Source organism: Nitrospira sp. M1 (assembly GCF_965152605.1).
The window spans coordinates 3,753,318-3,777,170 of the sequence record NZ_OZ224217.1; the positions used below are offsets into that span (position 1 = coordinate 3,753,318).

General features: G+C 48.1%; 21 protein-coding genes and 1 pseudogene. 7 read left to right on the plus strand and 15 right to left on the minus strand.

Annotated features, from left to right (window positions below; translation table 11 throughout):
- Positions 1-27: 27 nt before the first annotated feature.
- The 9 genes from murG to rsmH all read right to left on the minus strand — a co-directional run bounded on the left by murG (position 28) and on the right by rsmH (position 11,074).
- On the minus strand, positions 28-1,134 hold the full coding sequence (murG, locus tag ACWHX8_RS16920) for an undecaprenyldiphospho-muramoylpentapeptide beta-N-acetylglucosaminyltransferase (RefSeq protein WP_447969308.1): 1,107 nt from the start codon (positions 1,132-1,134) through the stop codon (positions 28-30).
- Between the two features lie 137 nt (positions 1,135-1,271).
- Positions 1,272-2,450, minus strand: a complete 1,179-nt coding sequence (ftsW, locus tag ACWHX8_RS16925) for a putative lipid II flippase FtsW (protein WP_447969309.1) — start codon at positions 2,448-2,450, stop codon at positions 1,272-1,274.
- Positions 2,451-2,464: 14 nt separating this feature from the next.
- On the minus strand, positions 2,465-3,916 hold the full coding sequence (gene murD, locus ACWHX8_RS16930) for a UDP-N-acetylmuramoyl-L-alanine--D-glutamate ligase (protein ID WP_447969310.1): 1,452 nt from the start codon (positions 3,914-3,916) through the stop codon (positions 2,465-2,467).
- A gap of 9 nt (positions 3,917-3,925) precedes the next feature.
- The gene (gene mraY, locus ACWHX8_RS16935; protein ID WP_447969311.1) at positions 3,926-5,002 is read right to left on the minus strand and encodes a phospho-N-acetylmuramoyl-pentapeptide-transferase; all 1,077 of its coding nucleotides are present in this window, start codon (positions 5,000-5,002) and stop codon (positions 3,926-3,928) included.
- 60 nt (positions 5,003-5,062) lie between these two features.
- The gene (locus tag ACWHX8_RS16940; protein ID WP_447969312.1) at positions 5,063-6,493 is read right to left on the minus strand and encodes a UDP-N-acetylmuramoyl-tripeptide--D-alanyl-D-alanine ligase; all 1,431 of its coding nucleotides are present in this window, start codon (positions 6,491-6,493) and stop codon (positions 5,063-5,065) included.
- A gap of 17 nt (positions 6,494-6,510) precedes the next feature.
- Positions 6,511-8,037 carry a UDP-N-acetylmuramoyl-L-alanyl-D-glutamate--2,6-diaminopimelate ligase gene (locus ACWHX8_RS16945; RefSeq protein WP_447969313.1) on the minus strand — a complete coding sequence of 509 codons (1,527 nt, stop codon included), beginning with the start codon at positions 8,035-8,037 and terminating at the stop codon, positions 6,511-6,513.
- Positions 8,038-8,054: 17 nt separating this feature from the next.
- Entirely contained in the window at positions 8,055-9,788 is a 1,734-nt protein-coding gene (locus ACWHX8_RS16950) for a peptidoglycan D,D-transpeptidase FtsI family protein (protein WP_447969314.1), read from the minus strand.
- Positions 9,789-9,806: 18 nt separating this feature from the next.
- Complete coding sequence (gene ftsL / locus ACWHX8_RS16955; protein ID WP_447969315.1) at positions 9,807-10,133, minus strand: cell division protein FtsL; 327 nt, start codon at positions 10,131-10,133, stop codon at positions 9,807-9,809.
- Complete coding sequence (gene rsmH, locus ACWHX8_RS16960; RefSeq protein WP_447969316.1) at positions 10,130-11,074, minus strand: 16S rRNA (cytosine(1402)-N(4))-methyltransferase RsmH; 945 nt, start codon at positions 11,072-11,074, stop codon at positions 10,130-10,132. Before rsmH ends, ftsL begins: the two co-directional genes overlap by 4 nt.
- Positions 11,075-12,202: 1,128 nt before the next feature.
- Here rsmH and ACWHX8_RS16965 point away from each other — a divergent pair.
- From ACWHX8_RS16965 to ACWHX8_RS16980, 4 genes are all read left to right on the plus strand, one after another.
- Positions 12,203-12,469 (plus strand): hypothetical protein, encoded by a 267-nt coding sequence (locus ACWHX8_RS16965; RefSeq protein WP_447969317.1) that lies wholly within the window; start codon positions 12,203-12,205, stop codon positions 12,467-12,469.
- Between the two features lie 795 nt (positions 12,470-13,264).
- A complete protein-coding gene (locus ACWHX8_RS16970) occupies positions 13,265-13,543 on the plus strand; it encodes a type II toxin-antitoxin system RelE/ParE family toxin (protein WP_447969318.1) in 279 nt (92 codons plus the stop codon).
- Positions 13,544-13,552: 9 nt separating this feature from the next.
- A complete protein-coding gene (locus ACWHX8_RS16975; RefSeq protein ID WP_447969319.1) occupies positions 13,553-13,852 on the plus strand; it encodes a HigA family addiction module antitoxin in 300 nt (99 codons plus the stop codon).
- Positions 13,853-14,064: 212 nt separating this feature from the next.
- Positions 14,065-14,553, plus strand: coding sequence for a hypothetical protein (locus tag ACWHX8_RS16980; protein WP_447969320.1), 489 nt, complete (start codon positions 14,065-14,067; stop codon positions 14,551-14,553).
- 148 nt (positions 14,554-14,701) lie between these two features.
- Here ACWHX8_RS16980 and ACWHX8_RS16985 read toward each other — a convergent pair whose 3' ends face one another.
- A complete protein-coding gene (locus ACWHX8_RS16985) occupies positions 14,702-18,259 on the minus strand; it encodes a hypothetical protein (RefSeq protein WP_447969321.1) in 3,558 nt (1,185 codons plus the stop codon).
- A 279-nt stretch (positions 18,260-18,538) separates the two neighbouring features.
- Between ACWHX8_RS16985 and ACWHX8_RS16990 the strand changes: the two genes are divergently transcribed.
- The 3 genes and pseudogenes from ACWHX8_RS16990 (at position 18,539) to ACWHX8_RS17000 (ending at position 19,857) form a co-directional block, all read left to right on the plus strand.
- The gene (locus ACWHX8_RS16990; protein WP_447969322.1) at positions 18,539-18,664 is read left to right on the plus strand and encodes a hypothetical protein; all 126 of its coding nucleotides are present in this window, start codon (positions 18,539-18,541) and stop codon (positions 18,662-18,664) included.
- Between the two features lie 131 nt (positions 18,665-18,795).
- Positions 18,796-18,954: pseudogene (locus tag ACWHX8_RS16995) on the plus strand (DUF5615 family PIN-like protein); the annotation flags it as partial.
- Between the two features lie 135 nt (positions 18,955-19,089).
- Complete coding sequence (locus ACWHX8_RS17000) at positions 19,090-19,857, plus strand: DUF3108 domain-containing protein (protein ID WP_447969323.1); 768 nt, start codon at positions 19,090-19,092, stop codon at positions 19,855-19,857.
- A 25-nt stretch (positions 19,858-19,882) separates the two neighbouring features.
- Here the strand turns inward: ACWHX8_RS17000 and ACWHX8_RS17005 are convergent, their stop codons facing one another.
- From ACWHX8_RS17005 to asnS, 5 genes are all read right to left on the minus strand, one after another.
- Positions 19,883-20,971, minus strand: a complete 1,089-nt coding sequence (locus ACWHX8_RS17005; RefSeq protein ID WP_447969324.1) for a lactonase family protein — start codon at positions 20,969-20,971, stop codon at positions 19,883-19,885.
- Between the two features lie 111 nt (positions 20,972-21,082).
- Positions 21,083-21,547, minus strand: a complete 465-nt coding sequence (locus tag ACWHX8_RS17010; protein ID WP_447969325.1) for a GNAT family N-acetyltransferase — start codon at positions 21,545-21,547, stop codon at positions 21,083-21,085.
- A gap of 133 nt (positions 21,548-21,680) precedes the next feature.
- A complete protein-coding gene (locus ACWHX8_RS17015; RefSeq protein WP_447969326.1) occupies positions 21,681-22,010 on the minus strand; it encodes a HigA family addiction module antitoxin in 330 nt (109 codons plus the stop codon).
- An 11-nt stretch (positions 22,011-22,021) separates the two neighbouring features.
- Positions 22,022-22,297, minus strand: coding sequence for a type II toxin-antitoxin system RelE/ParE family toxin (locus ACWHX8_RS17020; protein WP_447969327.1), 276 nt, complete (start codon positions 22,295-22,297; stop codon positions 22,022-22,024).
- A 155-nt stretch (positions 22,298-22,452) separates the two neighbouring features.
- Positions 22,453-23,754 (minus strand): asparagine--tRNA ligase, encoded by a 1,302-nt coding sequence (asnS, locus tag ACWHX8_RS17025; protein WP_447969328.1) that lies wholly within the window; start codon positions 23,752-23,754, stop codon positions 22,453-22,455.
- Between the last annotated feature and the right edge of the window lie 99 nt (positions 23,755-23,853).

Here is a 23,853-nt window from a genome sequence, read left to right on the forward strand (position 1 = left end):
TCCGCCCTTGGCAACGCCTCCTGCGTCTTACGCCATCGAACGCATCAAGTGCTGACACTCCTGAATCATGAGCATCGTCGCGTCGACCTTGCGACACGCCAAGCTCTGCACACTCATCTCGCTCAACCGTTCAGGGTGACTCAATAGCGTTTCCAGTTCATGAGCCAAACGTTCACCCGTAAGCTCCGACTCAAGAATGACTGACGCAGCCCCCATTGCTTCCACCGCTCTCGCATTTTTTTCCTGATGGCCGTGCGTCGCATAAGGGAATGGAATTAAGATTGATGGTTTTCCGCAGGCTGCAAGCTCCGCGAGTGTTCCTGCACCAGAACGTGAAACAACAAGATCCGCTGACTTGAGTGCCTGAGGCATGTCATACAGGAAAGGCACAACCTCCACATCGCCCTCGGACGTTCCATACAGCGACATGATCCGTTCATAATCAGACGCCCCGGTTTGATGAATCAATACACACGTGTCCCGAAGCACAGAAGACGTTCGAATCGCATCAGCCACAGCCGTGTTAATCGCTTTGGCTCCTTGGCTTCCCCCAACGACCACAATCGTTTTTTTGTGCCGCTCTGGGTTTTGAACAGCCTCTTGAAAGAACTCGTCTCTCACCGGGGTGCCCACAATCCGAACTTTGGTACTATTGAAGTGACCCTTGGCGCTGTCAAACGCCACAAAGACACGATCGGCAATCGGACCCAACACTCGATTCGCTAATCCCGGGACAGCATTTGGCTCCATGATGATGCGTCGCAGCCCCAACAGCGCCGCAGCAAACACCACTGGCGGACTAAAGTAACCGCCTGTTCCTATCACCAAATCAGCCGACCGGGCACGTAGAATCTTCATCGATTGTCGAATCGCCTTGGGAAGCAACAGGACGCTTCGCATGGCACCCCACACGCCAAGACCCACAATCCCTTTGACATCAATATGCTCGACGGCAAACCCTTCATGAGCGAGAATCGTGTTTTCCAAATGCTTGCCAGATCCAACAAATGTGATCATCGTCTCGGGATCCTGCCGTTTAAATTCTTTCGCGAGAGCAATTGCCGGGTACAAGTGCCCCCCTGTCCCTCCTGCTGCAATCACGATATTCTTGGGCACCGGTAATCTCTGAGTCACGAACGACACACCATGAACGCACACACATCATCCGGCAAAGGCGAAAACCAGACACAATAATCATGGCCATGGAACACCTGAACGGGAAACATCAGGGGCCGCCCCTATTCTCTTCCTACAGTAAAAATACCGTTGCTCTAGACTCTCCCAGCCCGTTGACGAGCGACACTCAGCAATACCCCAATAGCCATGAGACTGGTCACTAACGACGACCCGCCATAGCTCACAAAAGGCAACGTCAGGCCTTTGGTCGGTAACAAGCCGCTCACGACTCCGGCATTCATCAGAACTTGAATACCAAGAAGCAACGTGACGCCAAGCGCGAGGTACCGTCCGAACATATCAGGGGCTTGAGCTGCAACCCGAAACCCCTTCAGAAGCAACACGACAAATAACCCGAGAAAACAAACTGTCCCAACAAACCCGAGTTCTTCTCCGATCAGGGCCAAGACAAAGTCCGTATGGGCTTCAGGGAGAAAACCACGTTTCTGGCCGCCCAACCCCAACCCTTGCCCAAACACCCCTCCATTACTAAAAGCTAAAAAGGATTGCAGGAGTTGATGACCCGCACCTAATGGGTCGGCTTCTGGATGTAAAAAACTGCTCAACCGCTCCAACCGTTCAGGAGATCTGACAATCAGCCACACTGATGGTGGAATAACCATCAACGCCAACATCGCAAGATGTGCAACTCGTGCGCCGGCAATATACAACATGCCAAACAGCAACAGGCCCAACACGACGGGAGTGCCAAAATCCTCAAAGACCAAGAGGAGACTGATCAGTCCAACAACCAAAAGAGGTTGCGACAGACCATCTCGCCATTTCGTGATTCGATTCTCAGACTTGGCTAAATAATGCGCTAAGTACACCACCACCACCAATTTACTCAGTTCGCCAGGCTGCATCGAAAACCAGGATAGATCAATCCATCGTCGTGCGCCGTTATTCTCTACACCCGCAACCAATACGATCCCCAATAACGCCACACACCCGACAAGCAGTCGAGGGATATAGTGCCGGATGACGGTGTAGTCGATTCGAGCAATAAAGAACAGTGCGCTAAACCCAATGGCCAACCAGATGGCTTGACGAAGAAAGAATAACGTCGTGGACGATTCAAATCTCACATTGGCGGTATACCCGCTTGCACTAAACACCGCAATCAAACCACCGAGCGCTAAGACAATCGTCACGCCAAGAATGACGCCATCGAGTGAGCGGAAAAATGTCGCTCGATGCGGTTGATCAAATAACCCGGCCCAATTCGGAGCCACGGTTGACATATTTTTTTTGCGAAAGACGATTGATCCCATGACGCGTCCAGCATTCACAATAATTCGTGAACCAACCTTTTAAATTCTTTGCCACGATGGTCATAATTTTTGAACATATCGAAACTCGAACATGCAGGAGACAACAACACGACATCTCCAGCGTTCGCTTCTTTTTGAGCACAGGCAATGGCCTCAGCGAGGCTCTCAGCCGCTACAATAGGCTTGACATCGTTCAAGGAACTCATGATGCGCTGCGCTGCTTCACCAATGACAATGACGGTTTTGACGTTCCGTTGAATGAGGTCGTGGAGTTGCGCAAAGTCTCCGCCCTTGTCTTTTCCCCCGATGATCAAAAGAATCGGCTCATCGAAACTGGCAAGTGCCTTCTTGGTTGCATCGACGTTCGTCCCTTTAGAGTCGTTGTAATATTTGACATCATGATGATCACGAACAAACTCCAGGACATGTTCGGCTCCATAAAATGAACCAAGGACTTGCCGAATACTCTCAAGTGAACACTGACACAACAGACCGACCGCCGTGGCCGCAAGGACATTGGCCAAATTATGATCACCCCGCAAGGCAATTTGCCCTCGCTCCGCGACCGTGGAGTCCACACCATCAATTCTTGCCCTGACAGCGGTTCCCTCCAGCCACACACCAGCATCCAACGAACGGCAAAGACTACACTTCACGACCGATGAGGGAAGCGAATCGGCTCGCGCGGCAATAAGCGGATCATCCATATTGACGATGGCAAAATCTTCAGCCGTTTGATTGACAAACATATTCCATTTCGCCTCTTGATATTCATCAAAAGAGGCATGGCGATCGAGATGATCAGGAGTCACGTTCAAAATAGCGGCAATCCAGGGATGGAAACGTTGAATCGTCTCGAGTTGAAAGCTTGAGGCCTCAACGACCGCATAGTCATACGGCAACGTAGAAGATGCCCCCCCCCCTTCCTTTGCCACCCGATGAGCCAAGACGGCTTCAGACAACGGGATCCCCAGGTTTCCCCCGACAAAGACGTTCTTTCTACTGGCATGCAAGAGTTCCCCGATCAATCGCACCGTTGTGCTTTTGCCGTTCGTTCCAGTGACGGAAATAATGGGAATCTCTAAAAACCAACAGGCCAACTCCATCTCTCCAATAATTGGAATACCCTGTTGACGAGCAGGAACAAGCGCAGCATGATTGGCCGGAACACCAGGACTGAGGACAATCCAATCGACCGGCTCTAGAGCTGTTTCCCACGATTTCCCGGTGACGAATTGAATAGACTCTTCGGTTAACGTTGAAATTGCTTGGTGAAGCACCGCTTCTTCCTGTTCATCAACAATCGTCACATGAGCCCCGATCGTCTTGAGTAATCGGGCAGCGGCCACACCGCTTTTCCCCATTCCAACGACCGTCACATCTTTTCCCTGAAGATTAGGACATTCTGAATTCATGGTCTGATTGAGAGGAGACATCGTGGGTAAATATTCCAAGGTCGCTAACATACAAAAATACTAACGAAGCTTTAAGGTACTAACACTCAAGAGCCCTAAAATGATCGCAATAATCCATAGACGAACCACCACCTTCGGCTCTTCCCAGCCTTTCATCTCAAAATGGTGATGGAGCGGCGCCATCAGAAATATGCGTTTGCCACGTGATTTGAATGACAGTACTTGAAAAATGACCGACACGGCTTCCATGACAAACACCCCCCCCACAATCAGGAGCAACAATTCGTGCTTACAGACCACGGCAACGGTTCCCAATGCCGACCCGAGCGGCAAGGAACCGACATCACCCATAAAGACTGAAGCAGGGTAGGTATTAAACCAAAGAAATCCCAGACTTGACCCCACAATCGAAGCGGTCAACACGGATAATTCTCCCGCACCATCGATATGAGGAATCAACAGATAGTCGGCAATCAACTTATTGCCAACGGCCCAGGCCACAATGGTATACGCCATGGCCGCGATCACGGTCGGACCGATAGCCAACCCATCAAGCCCGTCAGTCAAATTGACAGCATTTGAACATCCGACAATCACCAACACGGCAAACGGGACATAGAAGAGACCAAGATCGGGTGTGAAATTTTTAAAGAACGGAACACTCAATTGCGTGGAATACCCGGGCGAATAATAAAAAAACATGGCAATGGCGAGTGCCACAGCTCCCTGGCATGCTAATTTCTGCACCGCCGTGAGTCCTTGCGAGCGACCTCGAAGAATCTTGATATAGTCGTCAACAAATCCAATCAATCCAAATCCGACAATCGCTAACAACACCAACCAAATATAGAGATTCCGAACATCGGCCCACAGCAATGTAGTGAGCAATACCGAAAAAATAATCAACACCCCTCCCATCGTCGGCGTTCCCGTTTTCCCTAAATGTCCGCTTGGACCATCATCCCTGACCCGTTGACCGATTCCCAATTCTTGAAATTTCTTAATCATGGGCGGGGCAAGGACAAAGGCAATCAAGAACGCCGTGATCGCGGCATAAATCATGCGAAAACTTAAATACCGAAACACATTGAAGATGGCATATTCCGTGTGTAACGGGTAAAGCCAGAGATACAGCATAAGATAAGACCTAACGTAAGATTTGACACACCCACAGACAACACCAGCAACGAACCACGGTTACCTCTTCTTCGTCCTCTCCATGAAATCTAACACGTTCTCCATCTGCACACCGCGAGAAGCTTTGAGAAGGACGACATCTCCGCGACGAACGAGGCGTTGCAATACTTTGGCCGCATCCGACACCCGGTTGACCTCGAATACGCTCGACGCTGGCATCCCTTTTTGCCTTGCCCCGTCAGCCAGCATCGCCCCGAGCTTTCCGCAGGCAATGAGATAGGCAACATCCTTTCGGGCCACATAGCGCCCAACCTCTTCATGAAATGTCGCTTCACCAACTCCTAATTCTCTCATTTCCCCCAACACGGCAATTGTGCGTTGTCCCTTTGCCAATTCAATGAGCAAATCGACCCCAGCTTCCATGGAAGCCGGGTTCGCGTTGTAACAGTCATACAGAAAAGTCACACCATGTATGCGATGAATTTGTGATCGCATCGAAGCCGCACGCATCTCACCCAAGCCAATGGCAATATTGTGCGCTGACACTCCCAATGCATGACCCACGGCCGCGCCCGCTAACGCATTCGAGACATTATGGTGACCGGCAACTCGAAGCTGTATCTGCTTGGCTCGAGCACGATGAGGGAGATGGAGACGAAATTGCGCCCCCTGACGATTCAACACCACATCGCTCGCTCGTATCTCAGCGTTTTTCGAGAAGCCGTACGACAACATTCGACACGGCGCTTGTCGAGCAAAGCCTTTAAAATAGGCATCATCCGCGTTTAAGACAGCCACGCCATCAGAAGGAAGCGCGGGCAACAGTTCACCTTTCGCACGAGCCGAGGCCTCGATGGTTCCGAAAAATTCAAGATGATCAGGGCCGACATTGGTAATCACACCAACCGTGGGCTGCGCTAATTCGCACAATCGAGTGGTTTGCCCCTCTTGATCGACGCCCATTTCAATCACGGCCGCCTCATAGCGTTTCGTCATTCGTAATAAGGTATGCGGAACACCAATACTGTTATTAAAGTTCCCTTGCGTTTTCATCGTGCGCCAACGTCGAGCCAGCACATGACTCACCATCTCTTTGGCTGTCGTTTTCCCATTGCTCCCCGTGACGGCAATCAGCGGCAATGAAAACCGGCGACGATGATACGAGGCGAGTTCTTGATAGGCCCTCAGAGAATCATCGACTCCAATCACAAACCATGAAGCCGATGCATGTGTTCGTCGGCCACGACGGATCCAGGGCGAGATCGATGCCCATGCAGTTCGTGAAATCATCGCACCAACAGCCCCATCATTCATGGCCCCTTTCACAAAACGATGCCCATCAAAGTGAGGCCCCTTGAGAGCCACAAACAGATTTCCTTGCTTTACCTGACGGGAATCTGTCGTCACCCCTCGAACCCGAGCGCGAGAGGTTGACCACAACACCTCACCTCCAGTCGCTTGAATAATTTCGTCCATGGTAAAGGAGGCCATACAGCCAAGACCCTTTGCTACGTCAACCGAAGTCGTTGTTGAAGGGCTTCATTGGCAACCTGACGATCGTCAAAGTCCAATCGATTCGTGCCCACAATCTGATAATCCTCATGTCCCTTCCCGGCAATCAGAACAATATCGTGTGTCTCTGCTGCAGCGATGGCGGCCTCTATGGCCTCTCGACGATCAGGAATCATTCGATAGTCTGAACGCATCGGTTGTGGAATTTTGAAAATCCCTGCTTCAATGTCTTGTAAAATCTTCATCGGATCTTCCGTTCGAGGATTATCCGACGTCAAAATCGCAAGATCACTGTGTCGTACGGCAACCTGTCCCATCTTCGGACGTTTTCCGGTATCACGATCACCGCCACACCCAAACACGGTAATGATCTTGGCTTTCTTCAAAGACTGAGCGGCTAATAAGACACGGAGCAATGCATCTTCCGTATGGGCATAGTCCACAATCACCGTAAAATCTTGGCCACGATCAATACGCTCAAATCGTCCCGGAACATTTTCCACCGATGCGATGGCCGACTCGATGGCATTGACAGACATTCCCATTTCCAAGCCCACCCCGATTGCCGCCAACACGTTATACACATTATGCTCCCCAACCAGCTGACTGCGGATACCCAATGCTCCACGTGGCGTGGTCACCTGAAATTGGGTTCCGTCCAGTGAGAAATCAACATCGCGTGCCCGGATATCAGCATCAAGGCGAATACCATATGTCCAGACTGGAGCCTGACAGCGTTGGACTAGTTTCGCTCCCCACTTATCATCCACATTCACAACGGCTTTCTTCGAATTCGTCTTGCGAATTGGCGTTAAGAATTCGGAAAACAGCAGTTGCTTGGCTTCAAAATACGTTTCCATATCTCCATGAAAGTCGAGATGGTCTTGAGTTAAATTCGTGAACACCGCCACATCAAATTCGCATCCCGCCACCCGACCTAACGCCAGCGCATGCGATGACACTTCCAGGATGGCTGCATCCAGACCTGCTTGCGTCATGTTCCCTAACAATGCTTGCAATTGAACCGCACCAGGAGTTGTATGCGACGCCGGATAGAAGTCAGAACCAATAAAATATCCAACCGTTCCAACAACACCGGAACGTTTTCCATCTTGCTCAAGCAACGCACGAATCAAATGCGTCACCGTCGTCTTTCCGTTCGTCCCAGTGACGCCGATCATGTTGAGATGAAGAGACGGGTCCCCATGAAGCCGCGAGGCTAAAACACCAAGCGCTCGCTTTGAATCTTTCACAATGATAACTGGAGTAGACGGATCATTCAGAGAATCAGATTTCCCGACTCGCTCCTCCGACAGAGAATCCTCCAACACGATTCCAGCAGCTCCATTAGTGCAGGCCTGCACCGCAAATTCATGTCCATCAACCTGCGTACCTTTAACCGCCACAAACACACTCCCGCTCTTCACATGACGTGAGTCATCGGTCACATCCAAGACTTCCACATTAAGATCACCCTTGGCCTCAAGGGGCTGGATCGGCTGAATGAGTTCGGTAATCGTCATCGCTCTGTCGTTTCCATCTAGAACAATCCGGCAACTTTGACCATTCCACCGTCTTTTGGCATCACGTTTAAATGACGCAGAGCTTTTCCCGCGACCTTACGAAACACCGGCGCGGCAACTTCTCCGCCATATCCTTTACCTTCCGGTTCATCAAGAACCACTAGGATCGCGAGTCGTGGCTCTTCAGCTGGAACAAAGCCTACAAAGGATCCGATGAATTTTGTTCGCGAATACGTTTTCGTCTTTGGATCAACTTTTTGTGCGGTGCCGGTCTTTCCTGCCACCGTGTAGTCGAGGAGCGCTGCATTCTTTCCCGTCCCTCGTACAACCGCATTGACCAACATTGCCTTCACGGCTTCCGATGTTTCGTAAGAAATCGGGTTGCGTCGTATCTCCACCTGCTGATTCAAGACCATATTTCCCCGGGAATCTTCCACCTGAGACACGACATATGGACGAAGCAGTGATCCTCCGTTCGCGACGGCTGACATAGCAGTCAACAGCTGGATTGGCGTCACACTCAGGCCTTGGCCGATCGCTAAGGATGAGAGGGTTCGTGAATCCCATTGATCGACAGACAATAACTTCCCTGACGATTCTCCAGGCAGATCAATTTCCGTTCTTTCCCCGAAACCAAAGGCCTGCAAACTTCTATGGATATTGGCTCGTCCTAAATCATTCGCGACTTTCACCATGCCGATGTTACTGGAATGCATGATCACCTCGCTCAGCGTCATCCACCCATGCTTCCCGATATCATGCATCTTGGTTCCCGCAATGGGCATCTCGCCGTCTCCACAATAGATCAACTCATCTGGATTCGATTTCTGTTGTTCAATCGCCGCCGCCGCGACCATGACTTTCAACGTCGACCCAGGCTCATACGGATCCGTCACCGCACGATTGACATAATGATCCCTTGACCAATCTTGGTAATGATTCGGATCGAAGGTTGGACGAAGCGCCCATGCGAGCATGGCACCGGTTCTGGGATCCATGACGAGAACCGCTCCCCGTTTGGCCTTGGTACGACTCATCGCGTCGTCCAACTCCTCCTCGGCAATATATTGGATCACTTCATCGATTGTGAGCGTGACGCGATAGCCCTCATGAAGCCGCCGCCCAACGTCACGAACCAAGGCAATTCGGCCTTTCGACGCATCACGTTGAAACTGGACAACCTGTTTCTGTCCACGCAAATAGGAGTCAAACCGCCACTCCAGCCCCTCTAAGCCCTGGCTATCCTTCCCAGCAATTCCCATCAAATGGGCCAGAGCCGTGCCTTTGGGGTAAAACCGATGCGATTCCATCTTCACGGTAATACCAGGCAACGCCAACGCCTGAACCAATTTCGCCTCTTCGTCAGTCAGCTTACGCTTCAACTGAATAGACTTCTTGTTCTTCTGTAATTTGCGTTCAACGGAAGACACGGACATATTCAAGATGGGAGCAAGCGTACGGGCGACCAGTGCACGATCTTGAATATCGGCTGACCGCGCATAGACAGATGGCACTTTGACATTGATCGCATAGGTACTCCCGTTACGATCGACAATAAGCCCACGGCTTCCCTTCACTTCCACATTTTCAAAATGTTGTCCGTGAGCCTGCAGGGCTCCCTCATTGGCTTGAATTACTTGCAGAAAAAACAGACGGGAAAAAATGACAACAAAGCCGACGAGCAATCCAAAACACACTATGGCCGTACGAAATCGACAGACCTGATTCACATGTGCGGAATTCGGGTTCATACGCAATCCTTCAAATAATTATTGACCTTGTGCCACCTGCAAAGCCTTGTGAGGCGAAGGGGCAATTCCCGCCATAGCTGTCTCCGAGGCCACCATCACAATCTGACCTGGATCAGGCATCTTCAACTGAAACTGTTCCTTGGCAGCTTTCGCGATCTTCTGAGGGGCCGTGAGTTGTGAGAGTTGTAACTGCAAGGCTTCTTGCCGATGCTCAAGAGTAAGCTCTTGCTGCTTTAATTGTTCAATGTCATGCCCGACTCGAAGCAGATCAACCCGCATCCACACGTACAACAGACCAATGGCACCAAAGAACACCACCATCATGGTAAAACCACTTCGTTTCATACCTGCTCTTCACCTATGACACGTTCAGCCACTCGAAGCTTGGCACTTCGTGACCGTGGGTTTCGTTGCTGTTCCTCGCGCGTGGGCGTCAGTGGTTTCTTGGTTAAAAGGGAGAGTTGCGGATGAGGTTTCGCCGATAATTCACGAAACGTCTGCTTGACGATTCTATCCTCTAGGGAATGAAAGGCAATCACACATACACGTCCGCCAGGGCCTAAAAGCGAACTTGCATCACGGAGGACATCAGCCAACCCATCCAATTCTCCATTCACGGCTATGCGAAGAGCCTGAAAAGTTCGCGTGGCATGGTGAAGGCGCCCTCGTCGAGCCGGTATGGGAATCGCTCGCCGAATGATTTCAGACAGTCGACTTGTGGTCGTAATAGGTTCCTGCCGCTCTTGCACAATGGCACGAGCGATTCGTCTCGCAAATCGCTCCTCACCGTACTCGCGAAGGACACGCTCTAAGGCCTTTTCGGGAATGTGCAAGAGAAATTCGGCAGCAGTCGGTCCTGTCGACTGATCCATTCGCATATCCAAAGGACCATCTTTCATAAAGCTGAAGCCACGTTCCGCTTGTGACAATTGAGGTGAGGAAACTCCAAGGTCAAACACAATGCCATCGACGCGACAAAATCCAGCCTCCTCGGCTATGGATTTCAGCGACGTAAAGTTCCCATGCCTGAGCTCCACACGATCACGATAAGACCCAAGAGCATGATGACCCTGCGTAATTGCTTGAGCATCACGATCTATACCTAGCAATTTACCACTAGGCATGCTCTTCTCAAGTAGCGCTTCTGACATCCCACTCATTCCCAACGTACAATCTATATATAACTTGCCTGGACTTGGAGAAATCCAGTAAAGTACCTCATTTAAAAGGACAGATACGTGATCATGCTCATAATTTAGGCGTTTTTCAAATTTTTCTTCAACCATAAAACTCCTACCACTTTTATCCACTCCCACACACAACGCATTATACGGTGTAGGTTCGAGTTGTCAAGCCGCAAGCTCTAGACCACGAGGAAGCATCAGCCCAACAAAGAGACCTCAACAGCCTCAGCTAATGCGTTAGCGCTAAAGCAATAGTATAAATATAAACACCTAATGCTATAACCTTAAAACCGAAGGAAATTACAGAAAGTTTTTATCGAATCGATGGCGGGCAGACTGTTCATTATTGAAGACGGATGGACAAACAAGAAGAGCGGCATGCTCTTACATCTACAGCGAGTCAAAGTAGTTTCCACTAAATGACTCCAACGCATTACGCAAAATCATATCTCCAAACTGTTGGAAGTCATGTGAAACGGCGCTAGGCTCCCATGTGGGCTTAAGGAACCAGTCCATGAACAGATGACACACGAGACCCTGCCCTAGATTTTTTCGGGAATACGGAATAGGGCAAGATGATCATTCAGAGGGTAATATTGCAAGAGTGCTTGGAGCTTGCGATCCTCAGAATTGTGACAACCAGACCGACACGACAAGCGACAGCAGCAGGTCATGAAAAAACATGAGGAAGTAAGAAACTGAAAAGCTTACAGAGCAATCGTCAGGCACAAGTCGTAGAACTACGCTCCATGAAAAAGCTTTAACTTCCAATCTGCAGTGAGTAAATCAACGTAAAAACTCGCCGCCCCCTACCCACCTTCGACTTCAACTCTTATCTCAAGAGATACAGAGCGTATCCGCTTCTAGACGTGAGAATGCCGGCTCAATCCTCACCATGCCCCCTTCTTTTGCATTGCGCCAAACCTTTTCCTTTTTAGAAAAACAACGAGTTGCAACAAGAAAAGCCGCACAGCCATTCAGCAATCTCTTTATGGCATATGAACTGCACGACAGTAGTGTAGCGATCAATCGCCTACATTCGAATCTTCTTTCTTCCATCGGCTAGAGAAGAAAGAAAAAGAGAAGTTCGGAAGCAGGCGACATAATTACAGATACACATATTATTGCTAACACAGCCACGAATTCAGGGGAACATCAGGAGAGAAAGATTTCACAGCAACGGATAGAGACAGCCATTCATGTATGTGGCACATCAGAAGGAGGTTGATCATGAACACTCCACATCAATATTTCCAGAAATATCTTCACCTCGCGTCGATCATGATTGTCATTGGAATGTTATCCGGTTGCACTGTTGGTCAATGCATTGTTTGGGAAGAGCAACCAGTGACTCGCAGCATATGTCGTCCAGGCTCCTCACATGGCGGGTGCGGCGTATCCCACACCACCAATACCTACACGACATTTGAAAAAGTTTGCACAGCGCGACTTGCTCCAGACAATAGGGAAGTCATCGTACACAGGCCAAATCCATGACAGCACGAAATGGCCCACATGAGCATGAATATGGATCTAGCAAAAGCGGCAGCACGTAATTGGTATCCAAACATGACACAATTACGATTTTCCATTAATCCGCCGATAAAGAGTTTATACATTACTGATATTCACGCAGAAATAACAAACCTACGAAACACACAGAAGGAGACGACCGATCATGAAAACCTTATCCAATTTTCTACACCATTATCTTCGCAGCATCATAGTCATGATCCTCTTTGGACTTGCATTCGTGTTTCACAGTTGGAAGCAGTTTCGTTTGGGAAGGGATTCCAGCGACGCATAGCGCTCGACAATCGATCCAGCAGACGTCTGGCCAAAGCACTTTACAGCAAATAGACTCGGATCATGGCAGACGACATTTCAGAGCACCTCGCTAGCAATATGGCTTAAAAACAAGATTCTTCAAAATTTCCCTAACCTCTCACCTCAGAATCTTCGCGCAATGCTTAAATCTTCCTCAGCACGGGAACAGATGCTTGCTATCTCCATAGACAAGTGAACCTTCTTTTGGTGAAAATTTAGACCCAAGACTCATCAGCCTGCTTGCATGAAGATATTCCATCCAGCACACACGTTGACACGTTGGGTATGCAAGGTAAGACCAACGCCTCCATTTAGGAATATGAAAGACCCACGACTTTGCGATTACATCCAAGGAGAATAATTCTCAACAACGTACGCTTGCCTATCGCGCACCACTTAAAGTTCCGTTCGCTCATTATTTGTGACACTTGCAAGGTTGCTGTTTGCAGTGTATCCTAACGAAGGATGATACAGAGCTTCAGACATAAAGGGCTGAAAAAGTTATTTGAAAAAGGTGAGGCAAAAAGCATTCGTCCTGATCACCTAGAAAAAGTGGAAAATATTCTCTTCGTGTTAAATCGTGCTCGCAAGTCTGAAGATATGGATTTACCAGGATTTAGGCTGCACCCTTTAAAAGGAACCTTGAAAGGGCATTATGCAGTGACCGTCCGGGCAAACTGGCGCGTGACTTTCCGTTATAAAGAAGGGCACGCACATGACGTGGATTTAATCGGCTACCATTAGGAGGTCAATATGCGTATGAAGACTCCCCCGCATCCAGGAAGAATTGTTAGACAGGAATGCATTGAGCCGCTAGGGTTGACCATCACCGAAGCGGCAGAGCGCCTTGGCGTCACCCGCCAAACCCTCGATAAACTCGTCAACGGCAAAGCAGGCATTTCGCCGGAAATGTCCATACGGCTTTCTAAAGCCTTCGGCAGTAGCCCCGAGATGTGGCTTGGATTGCAGATGGAATATGATCTGGCTCAAGCTGAAAAAACTGCTAACAGGATTAAGGTGAAAAGAATCGCACCCAAACACGCTATGGTTTAATCGAGGACTCCACGACGGCATCAACATTTTGAATTTCCTTCACATTTTGCTGCAAATGTCTTTTTGTTAACAATATCTTCAAAAGCTATCTAAACAAAAAGCATTAGGATTTCTAGAGGGAAATCCGACTTATTATATATGAATACAGGGTTAAGCCTTTTTTCTATACGCAACTCAACCAATGCGAACATTTTTGAAAGCAGGTATGTACCGTGACATCACGTTTCATCTTTTTAATTTTAGTTGCAGGATTCGTTTTAACAGGATGCGTTTCAACCAAGGATCAAGCTAGCTACATAACTGAACAGATTGAAGGTCAGAGAGTAATTGCAATGGTTGGCAAACGTTACCCATGGGTAAATCCAATTATGCAACGATTGAAAAACGAAGGGTTTAGCATTAAACGTTTCGCCTCTGTTTCCGAGACCACCGAAAAAGTAAGTGCCACCAAGATGGAGACGTACAACAAAGCAACTGCACGCGTTATTCTCAACATCGATAGTTTTGCAGCAAATACTTCTTGGACTAGGTGCTTCGGTGGTGGGTATAAATTTAGCTACATTTACGCCGAACTCATTGATGCTCGGAACAATGAAACCATGGCGACTTACTCAAATTCTGGCTACTCAGAGAACTGCCCTCCAATGTCGGGGACAATTTTCCAAGACATCACAGACATGGTAACTTCTGCATTCAAGTAGTAATTAATCTCAGAGTCGCGCCAGACTCTTAGTTTATATCCGTACAATACTTTCGTCCTATTTCTGTGGTAATAAAAATTTCAATCTGTAAAATTACAGATAAATGCACAGTTTTCGATAGCACCTGTAATTTTTCGGACAGGATTTATCACTCATTTTCGATATCTGCTGAACTGTGCTCGGCAACTATTCGATCAGCATCACGGTCGTAATGTTCAGCCACTTCCCTAAGCATAGCCGCAAAACGCTGGAAACCAGAATTTTCAACTTGCTCGGCCTTTTGGCTGTACTGTTCGGCAAGCGCTCGTTCTGGTTTTCCTGTTGGGTCTACCCAGCGAACCCCGCGTGAATTGAAAACTTCTAATCTGAAGCCGTTTCGTATCTCCTCGCCGTCTTGACCATTGAGTGCATCAGCAACGGTTTGCTCTATCCACAACCCTTGCGCATCAGGTGAACAATAAAAAAGAACATGTCCTAGATGTGTAAGAGCCACATCAAGATGCCCAGATTCAGCACACTCTTTCTTGACATCATCAAGCCATTGTAAAAATCGCTCGCTTAAAAAGGTTCCATCAGGCTGCACACCTGGAGGCATTCGCCATTGATGTAGAAGTTGCCACGCGCTCGTAGCGATTGAGCTATCACGTTCACTTGGCTCTTTCTTAGATTTGTCTTCTTTCTTTGAACGATAAATGAGACGTATCACTTCGCAGAAAAATGCGGGTTCAGAAGCGAGTCGATTTTCCAATAATTTTGGCGCAGCGCCTTGATTTCGGTCCAGCAAAGACAAATAAGCCCACTCCACTTTGAAAAGATCATCAGGATCGGCATCGGGATCTTCTTGAAGAGCTTCTATAATCTCAACGATGTGATAGACATCTATCGAGTGTGAAGGTTCTGGGGAAGTTATCGCAGCAAGAAGTGCTTTCACGCTTCGTGACTTGTCAAGTGGCTGCTTCATATGGAGCATTTCATTCAAACACCCAATGGCAGCATGAGGCCTCTTGTACTCAATCAGTTTGTCTATAGCAACTCCAATGTCACCAGCTGTATGATATGGGTTTGCATTAGCCCTGCTCCAGTATTTTCCTTCAGACTTCCCAAGCCATTTGGTAGCTCTGCTCCAAGCCTCCTCTGTAAATGGGAGATTGCTTAAAAACTGACCGATTTGCGTGGTCGTCCAGCCTGACTTATCCAATCCGTCAACCCACACCCAACCATGTTTATATTGCCGACTCCAAACATAGCTGCCTGCAAGTTGTGCAAGTTTCTTGTTCCCAGGGTCCAATAGTACTGGAAGTATGATTCCATCAAAGTCTACTTCGGCAATACCCCCGAGCGAATAACCAACATGTGAAGGAGACTCAACAGCTTCGACAAACTGAATGAGGGCACTGGCTCCTCCATATGTGAGTATGTCGCTTATTGCCTGTTGGCGACGTTCTACGAGCTTCTGTTGCTGTTCCTGCCAGTTTCCACGATCTGCATAGAGACTGATGTCGTGACCACTAAATAGACTTCGGTGAAGGTTGAGGGGATTTTGGGGAGAAAGTTTTTCAGCAACACTCTCAATTCTAGAAATGAGATCGCTGCTCAATGCCCAGTTTTTCTCTGCATAGCGTCTGTGCCTCGAAGTAAACTTCGTCAAACTCTCCCAAATCCCTAGGCGTTCGTCCTCTGGTTTGCTGAGAACTATTTCCGAAACGAGGTGCTTGAGTATTTGGTCGAAAGAAGCTTCTGGCAATTTATCGAGGTGACGAACAAGCTCGTTAAGTTTCTCGATATCTTGGCTTGCCATCGATACCGCCCGTTCAGCGTAAAAAGAAACCTGTTCCTGGTAGTCTTCTGCAGTCACTCTCTCTTCCCAATCATTGGGAATTGCATTGCGCCACAAGGGCTTATGAGTATCCATAGACATCTGTCGCTGGCTTGGCAGTAAACTAAGTAACAATTTCCATGTAACTGTTGGAACTTCTTTTTCCAGAGTCTTTAGCGCAGCTTTCCGCTTATCGATAGACGCTGTGGTTTGAGGACGCCAAGGGAGCAAAATCGTCATGAGGGAATTGGCCGGCCGGTTGGCCCAATTTCCTCCAGGGTCGTGAGAGGCCAGCCCGCCTAAAATCACACATGCTCGAACAAAAAAATTCTTGTCCCAGGCAAGCGTTTCCAACGCCCAGATTAATCCGGCAAGGTAATTCTTGCCGGTGATGGCGTTGCCCTCTTGCGAGAAAAGCTCGGTAAACGGACAAGGAGCCTGTTGTAACGCACTTTCAAGCACCTTCAAAAACTCATCTGGCGATGCTTCTGCCAAGACCGGAAGCAGATTGTCCAAACTTCCCCACAGAACCCAGTCTGCAGACTCAAATATTTTACGAATAGCCAAGACCGTAATGACCTCTGGCTTATTCTCCGAACAGTTGGGCAACAGGTTGGACCGATTACCAAGAAGTGCCAGGCTTTCAGCCATGCCTTTTCGAATGTCAGGCGAATACTTCAACACTTTTCCATGAATGCTAGCGGCATATCGTTCTTGGGGAGGCAAATCGAACTGGGGATCGCGTTCTGTCAGAACGGATACGACACACTGCTTAAAGCTATCCAAATTCTCATCAAAAAGCCTTGTAGCTAATGCCTGCCATAAAGCCCTCCGTTCAGTCACACGCCAACTTCCATTTTTTAGTGACAGCGGGTTTTCAGCTTCTTGCAGAACTCCCCTGATTTTTTGAATCCAAACATCAAATTCCTCTGTGGTAAGTTGACGTACGATCTCAACATCACCCCCAATCTTCTCATTCCATGCTCCAAGAAGATTTGCAATTACCAGAGCAGAAGCATGTGTGTGCTGATTCCATTCTGTCTTAGCCAACACTAACTGGCTTGGGGAAAACTCGGGAGGGATGACTGCATATCTGGGCCGTTGAAAGATGAGCTGTAAATCCTCAGGAAGGTTCTCTGATGAAATGGTGCCCGCATTCTTGTTAACTACCTGAACCTCGTCGACGAGACGAGCCCACAATGACTGAGTACCCTCCTGAGAATATTGACCAATCAGAGAATGAAGTAACGACAAAGTCACTCCGGTCCTGATGTCCAAGTCGTAACCAAGAAGGTGAAAATGTTTCAGGAATTCAAAAAGGATTTGGTCCGAAATGGGATTTTCGTTATTGGCCTTTTCCAGATTGGTTCTGAAAGCCTGTAATTTGATCTGCTTACTTTGACTGCTGAATTTAGCCCGCTTAACTTTTTTTTGAATAAATTCTTCGGCGTTTTCCGAGTGCCTTGCCCATTCAAGAATGGTACGCACATCGTTGACATCCTTCACGCTTAATGGACCAGTGATAAGGGCAATGACATCTTTGCCTCTGGAAAATAGGCTAGCATTATTGAAGTCGTTCCATGCAGCCTGAATGACCTCGCCGAATATTTTGTTATTCTCAGTAACACTGAGGGAATGCTTGATTTGACCAAGAATTTTTCGTTCCTGGTCACTGCTTGCATTTTTAACAAAAACAATTAAATCATCGGTATCATATCCAGCAAACTTCCCCTGTAGTTTTATCTTGCTGATGGGCCAGCACGGCAAACAAGGCGCAAATCCACCGGCAAGCAATAAAGCGACAAAAGATGCCTGGACATGCGCTTCAAATAGCGGTCCACCTCCACCAGTCGAAAAAGGATTGCTGAGTTGCTTCTTGCTCTTGCTCATATCACCTTTCTTAGGGTCTACCTAACTTGTTCTACAAACATCCTGCGGCTGAGCTGAGGTCGAAGGGTTCTTATTCGGCATCGTCTTAGCTCATCGTAAAATACGAATCGCACACTAAAGATGAACCCTCAAACGTCGGAAAGACAACGGCCTTGAAGCCTGTGGGAGATTGTTTCCCCTGGATAATTTCCTTTTTATATGAATGTAACGCAGTCTACCTTTCCTGCATAGACGGAATATTTTGTCAACGGTTGAAAAGGAACAGGAGCATTAAAGGGGATGAAAATAGGAAGAGCAAAGGCTAGAAGTTTTACGCTGGAAGATATCCAGGCATGCTTGATCTATGCTCGCCGCCTTGTTGGTCATGAACGGTTTGAGCCACTTCCAATTCAACCTACTCCGTGAAGCTTCTGTTAAATACGTGTATCAGCCGTGGGGTGTGCGAGGCACTAAGAGCGGCAGGACAGGACGTAATTTGGACGGGAGAATGGCTTCAGGACCCTGGCGATAGTGAGATCTAGGACAGAGCGTTTGAAGAGTCTCGAATTCTCATTACCCTTGATAAGGATTTTGGTGAACTTGCCATTGTTCTAGAGCGCCCGCATGCAGGTATTGTTCGGCTTGTCAGCATGTCACTTCAACAACATATCGACCTTTGTCGATGCAAATCCCTGTTCGACTCGCTGAAGATTTAGAGAAAATTGCCAATCCAGAAGAGTAAGGAAATTCAATCATCCGCAAGTTTCTCCTAATCGAGACCGGCACACTATAGAGCGTTATGGGGAAGCTACTAGACTGACATTCCACTATTCATGGAGTACGATTGATGTATGGGATTAAACATCATTCAGTCTATCGTAATGCTGGGCTTGGCCTTTCTCTATCCCGTTTCAGCGAGCAACCTATCAGCACAGGAAACTGAAAAGTCATGGCCGCTTCAGGCGAATGAGCTGTATCGGTATTCTATTTCCTTATTAGGTCTACCTGCCGGCACTGGGACTCTTCAGGCCACGCATGATAGGAATTCCAATGAACAGACACACCTTCGGCTGCTGTGCACCGCACAGTCTAATGACTTTATTTCGTTCTTTTTCCCCGTGAATAATCTCGTCGATTCGACGATTGATGCGGAGACGTTACTGCCACGGCACTTTCTGTTTCAGCGTCGGGAAGGGAGCGACCACGAAGACTTCGACGTGACATTCCATCATGAAAGACAAGAAGTCTCGATCATCAAAAATGGACAATTGAGTACGATGTCCATCCCTACTACAACACATGGACCGCTGTCTTTCCTTTATTATGTGCGAAACGTTCCACATCTAGCTCCCGGACATTCGATACGTGTAGACGTCCATCACGACAAAAAAAACTATAAGATAGAAATACGAACTGAAGAGATCGAACGGATATCCGGTCCGTGGGGAGAGGTGGAGGCTATTCGGTTCGAAGCCATCATGCCCTTTCGCGGCATCTTTGCCAATCAGGGAAGTTTTCATTTCTGGCTGACCAATGATCGTGACCGGATTCCGCTGATGATGCAAGCGAAAGTTATTGTTGGATCGGCAAAGGCCGTGTTGGAAGGGTGGACACCATAGGCTCAAGCATTCGCGTTCGAACGCTCTACTTGACCAGGGTGGTCACCCAGATTGGGCTGGCCCCAGTTTGGTATTGCGTGATTTTCTCTAGCTCACCAGTATCGGAGTGAATCTCATAAACACCGAGCTTGGCATCGCCTTTTCCCGCTACATAGAGATATTTCCCGGATTTGGCAATACAAAATGAACGCGGGATATGTTCGCTTGGGAAATGCTTGATGAGACTCAATCGTCCATTTTCTGGATCAATCCGAAAACCAATGATGCTATCACGCTTCTTCTTATCGTCTCGATTAGAAATATAGAGGAATGTATTGTCTGGGGTAATGTGTAGATCAGCCGTGGTAATACTTTTTACATGCTCTTGGGTCGTCACGATATTTTCAATGAGTGTCAGTGTACCTTTTTTCGGATTCCATTTCCACGTGGCGACACCGGGATTCATTCGTTCTTGCGTGGTATAGGCAATGTCCAGTTGACGGTTAAAGACAAGGTGGCGAGGCTGACGTGCACCGGTTTTTGGTCCAGTGGCAAACGCCGGCTGATTAGCAGTCACGCGTCCCGTCTTTTCATAAAATCTTATCTGAAACACTTTATTTGGACCGGTCGCCGGGACAAGAATATATTGATTATCTTTTGCAAACACAGTGGAATGAGCCTGTTGTTCTAACGAAAATTCTTGAACGGTCTCCCCTTCATAGACGCCATCCGTCAATTTCCAAATGGACATCTTCCCTTTGCCGTAATGACTCCCAGCAAGATACTGACCAGTTGCATCTGCATGCAAATATTCAGTTGGCATGTTGATTGGTGATTCTTGTTGCAATGTCAGCTTCCCATCATTCCCTATTGTATACGTCGCGATGAACTGCTGCTTCTTTGAACGTGGCTGTTGCTCCACAATGTAGAGGAAGGATTGGTTAGGAGAAAAGGCGATAGGCCCCGTGCCCTTGAGCTTCAAGGTTTGATGTTCGCGCAAGGTACCCGTAGTTTGATCAATGACTTTTACCGAAATCGTATTACCCGAAGCCAGATAAAGAAACTCCGCAGCCGATGCGTGGAACGACCCACTCATGAACACAATAAGCAGCAACATATGTTTTACCACGGTCATCACCATCCCTTTTAACAATGTAGTCGCGTGTTCTATCAATACGCATTCTCGTACCTTGTACGTCACAAATGGACACTGCCGCTCACTGGGCGGCATTCTCTGGTACAAACATTATCGAAGCTTTCGCATGACGTAGCGAGTAAAGGCCACGTTCTTGAATGAGGTGCGTTCGATATTCATCACGGCAAATCCAAATTGTTCAAATAACGGTTTAGAGAATTCCGATGCTTGGGTCGTCAATTCATGTATTCCATTCGATCTTGCCTCAGTCAGCAGTCGTTTCAAGAGTGCCGACGCGACGCCTTGTCGCATGTACTCCGGTCGAACAAACAGCGATGCTATCCGGCCCGTTTTTTCAAGTCCGCCAAACCCTATTGGACCTGACTCTTCCGTGATCGCCACAAAGGTCGATGCTGCCTGAACCCATCGCTTAAACTCGACTTGATCATCAGGGTAGCTCGCCCAAGCCGCAATTTGCTCGACGGAATAACATGCTTTTCCAATAGCCAAGATTGCCGATCGATAGACGTCACCCAACGAAACGATATCCTTGTATTCGTATGGTCGAATACGCATCGTATCCATGGGATAGGAGTGAAAAAACAGTCTGCCTGAATATATGCTTCAAGTGTGAGCGCAGAAAACTCAGACTTGGGTTGCGTTCGCCTTCAATGCTCAGACCAAAACCAGCAACAGCACGCTGAATTATCTAAACATTTAGCTCCACTTGCGTTCGTGACTTCCGTTTGGATCTCTTTAAAGGCTTAATTTTCTTGAGATTGTGATGTTCTATTTTTTGTGCAACTTGTAAGTCGTATCGTTTTTGCAGATTCATCCAGAACTCTGGGTGAACATCAAAAAATGTCCCAAGCCTGAGAGCCGTAGACGCCGTAATGCTACGTTGCCCTCTAAGAATCTGGTAAATCCGATTGAAAGGGAGATCAAGCCGTTTGGCTAACTCGTGTCCATTCATCCCAATTTCCTCCAATTCATCAGCCAAATGCTCTCCGGGATGTATTGGGTCCCTCCAATCAACCATGATTTCCCCTCCTAATGATAATCGATAATTTCCACATCAGTTGCTCCAGCATCCCATCTAAAACACACTCTCCACTGATCATTGATGCGAATGCTGTATTGGCCTTTTCTATCTCCTTTGAGCGCCTCAAAGTGATTACCCTTTAAATTGGACAGTGTTCGTAAATCCGGTGCATCATCTAGACGGTCTAGTCGTTTTACTACCTGTCGTTCAATTCCTGAAAATTTCTTCACAAACTTTCGAGAGAATAACTTCTGGGTCTCTTTACATTGAAAACTCTTAATCATTTCACTTAGATCATATTACAGTAATTTCTGTTTATCGTCAAACGTCAAAAACAATGTAATGTCTGGAAAGAAAATGCTTCGGTAGTTGACTCCTTATCGTTGCTTATGTTCCTTCCAAACGTCTTAGGCCACGCCCTTATGCTGCAATTAAAATGCTACGGATACAGCGTATAGAGCATGCGAGGGAAGGGAATGGTTTCGCGGACATGCTCTAGGCCGCACACCCATGCCACCACACGTTCGATACCCATACCAAAACCGGCATGCGGGACAGAGCCATATTTACGAAGATCCAGATACCACCGGAACGCTTCTTCAGGAAGCTGATGTTCTTTGATGCGTGCAAGCAATGTATCGTGATCGTGAATGCGTTGTCCGCCACCGATGATTTCGCCATATCCTTCCGGCGCTAGGACATCCATACAGAGGGCAAGGTTCGGGGCTTCAGGATCAGACTCCATATAAAAAGCTTTGATCGACGCAGGATATCGATGCACAATCACCGGCTTGTCGAAGGATGAGGCTAAGACCGTTTCATCGTCTCCCCCAAAGTCATCACCGAACTCAATGGCGACCCCTTTTTCTTTTAATACCGTGATTGCCTCTTCGTATGTGACGCGAGGTAACGGCGGCACAACCGCCTCAAGCTTTGACACATCCCGCTCCAGGACTTTCAATTCGCTTTGACGGCGATCCAGCACACGCTCGATCACCATCTTCAATAGGCCTTCAGCTAGGTCCATGGCATCGGCGAGTTCCGCAAAAGCCATTTCTGGCTCCACCATCCAAAACTCCATTAAATGCCGCCGAGTTTTAGATTTCTCTGCACGAAAGGTGGGGCCGAAACAATAGACATTACCAAAGGCGGCCGCCGAAGCTTCACTGTAGAGTTGCCCACTTTGTGCAAGATACGCTGTTTGATCAAAGTATTGTGTTTGAAAGAGAGTCGTTGTCCCTTCACATGCATTCGGAGTAAAGATAGGCGTATCGATCAACGTAAAGTCTCGATCATCGAAGAAGTCTCGACAGGCACGGATAATTTCATGTCGGATCCGCAGCACGGCATGTTGTCGTCTGGACCGCAGCCATAAATGCCGGTGTTCCATTAGAAAACCTACGCTATGCTCTTTGGGCTGTATGGGAAACGGTTCAGCCAACTGCACGATCGTGATCGTCGCGACATCCAACTCATAACCGCTCGAGGCTCGAGGCTCGGCTCGTGGCGTTCCCGTAATCACCACCGATGACTCCTGAGTCAACAGTGCCGATCGTTCAAAATGCTCCTGATCCACCGTCGCCTTATTGACCACGCCTTGTATTTCGCCGGTTCCATCTCTGATCACAAGAAAATGGATTTTCCCACTCGAACGCCGCTGCCGTAACCATCCGCGAATGGTCACGTCTTGGCCAACAACGTCGGCGATATGTTCAATAGAGATAAGAGGAGGGTTCGGCATGTGTACCACCACGTTGTAAAATGTTGTTATGCGTGCTCGGAGTGCGAGTATGAGAGCATCACAAGCCTACCCTTTTCGTTGACAGTATAGAAAGAGTAG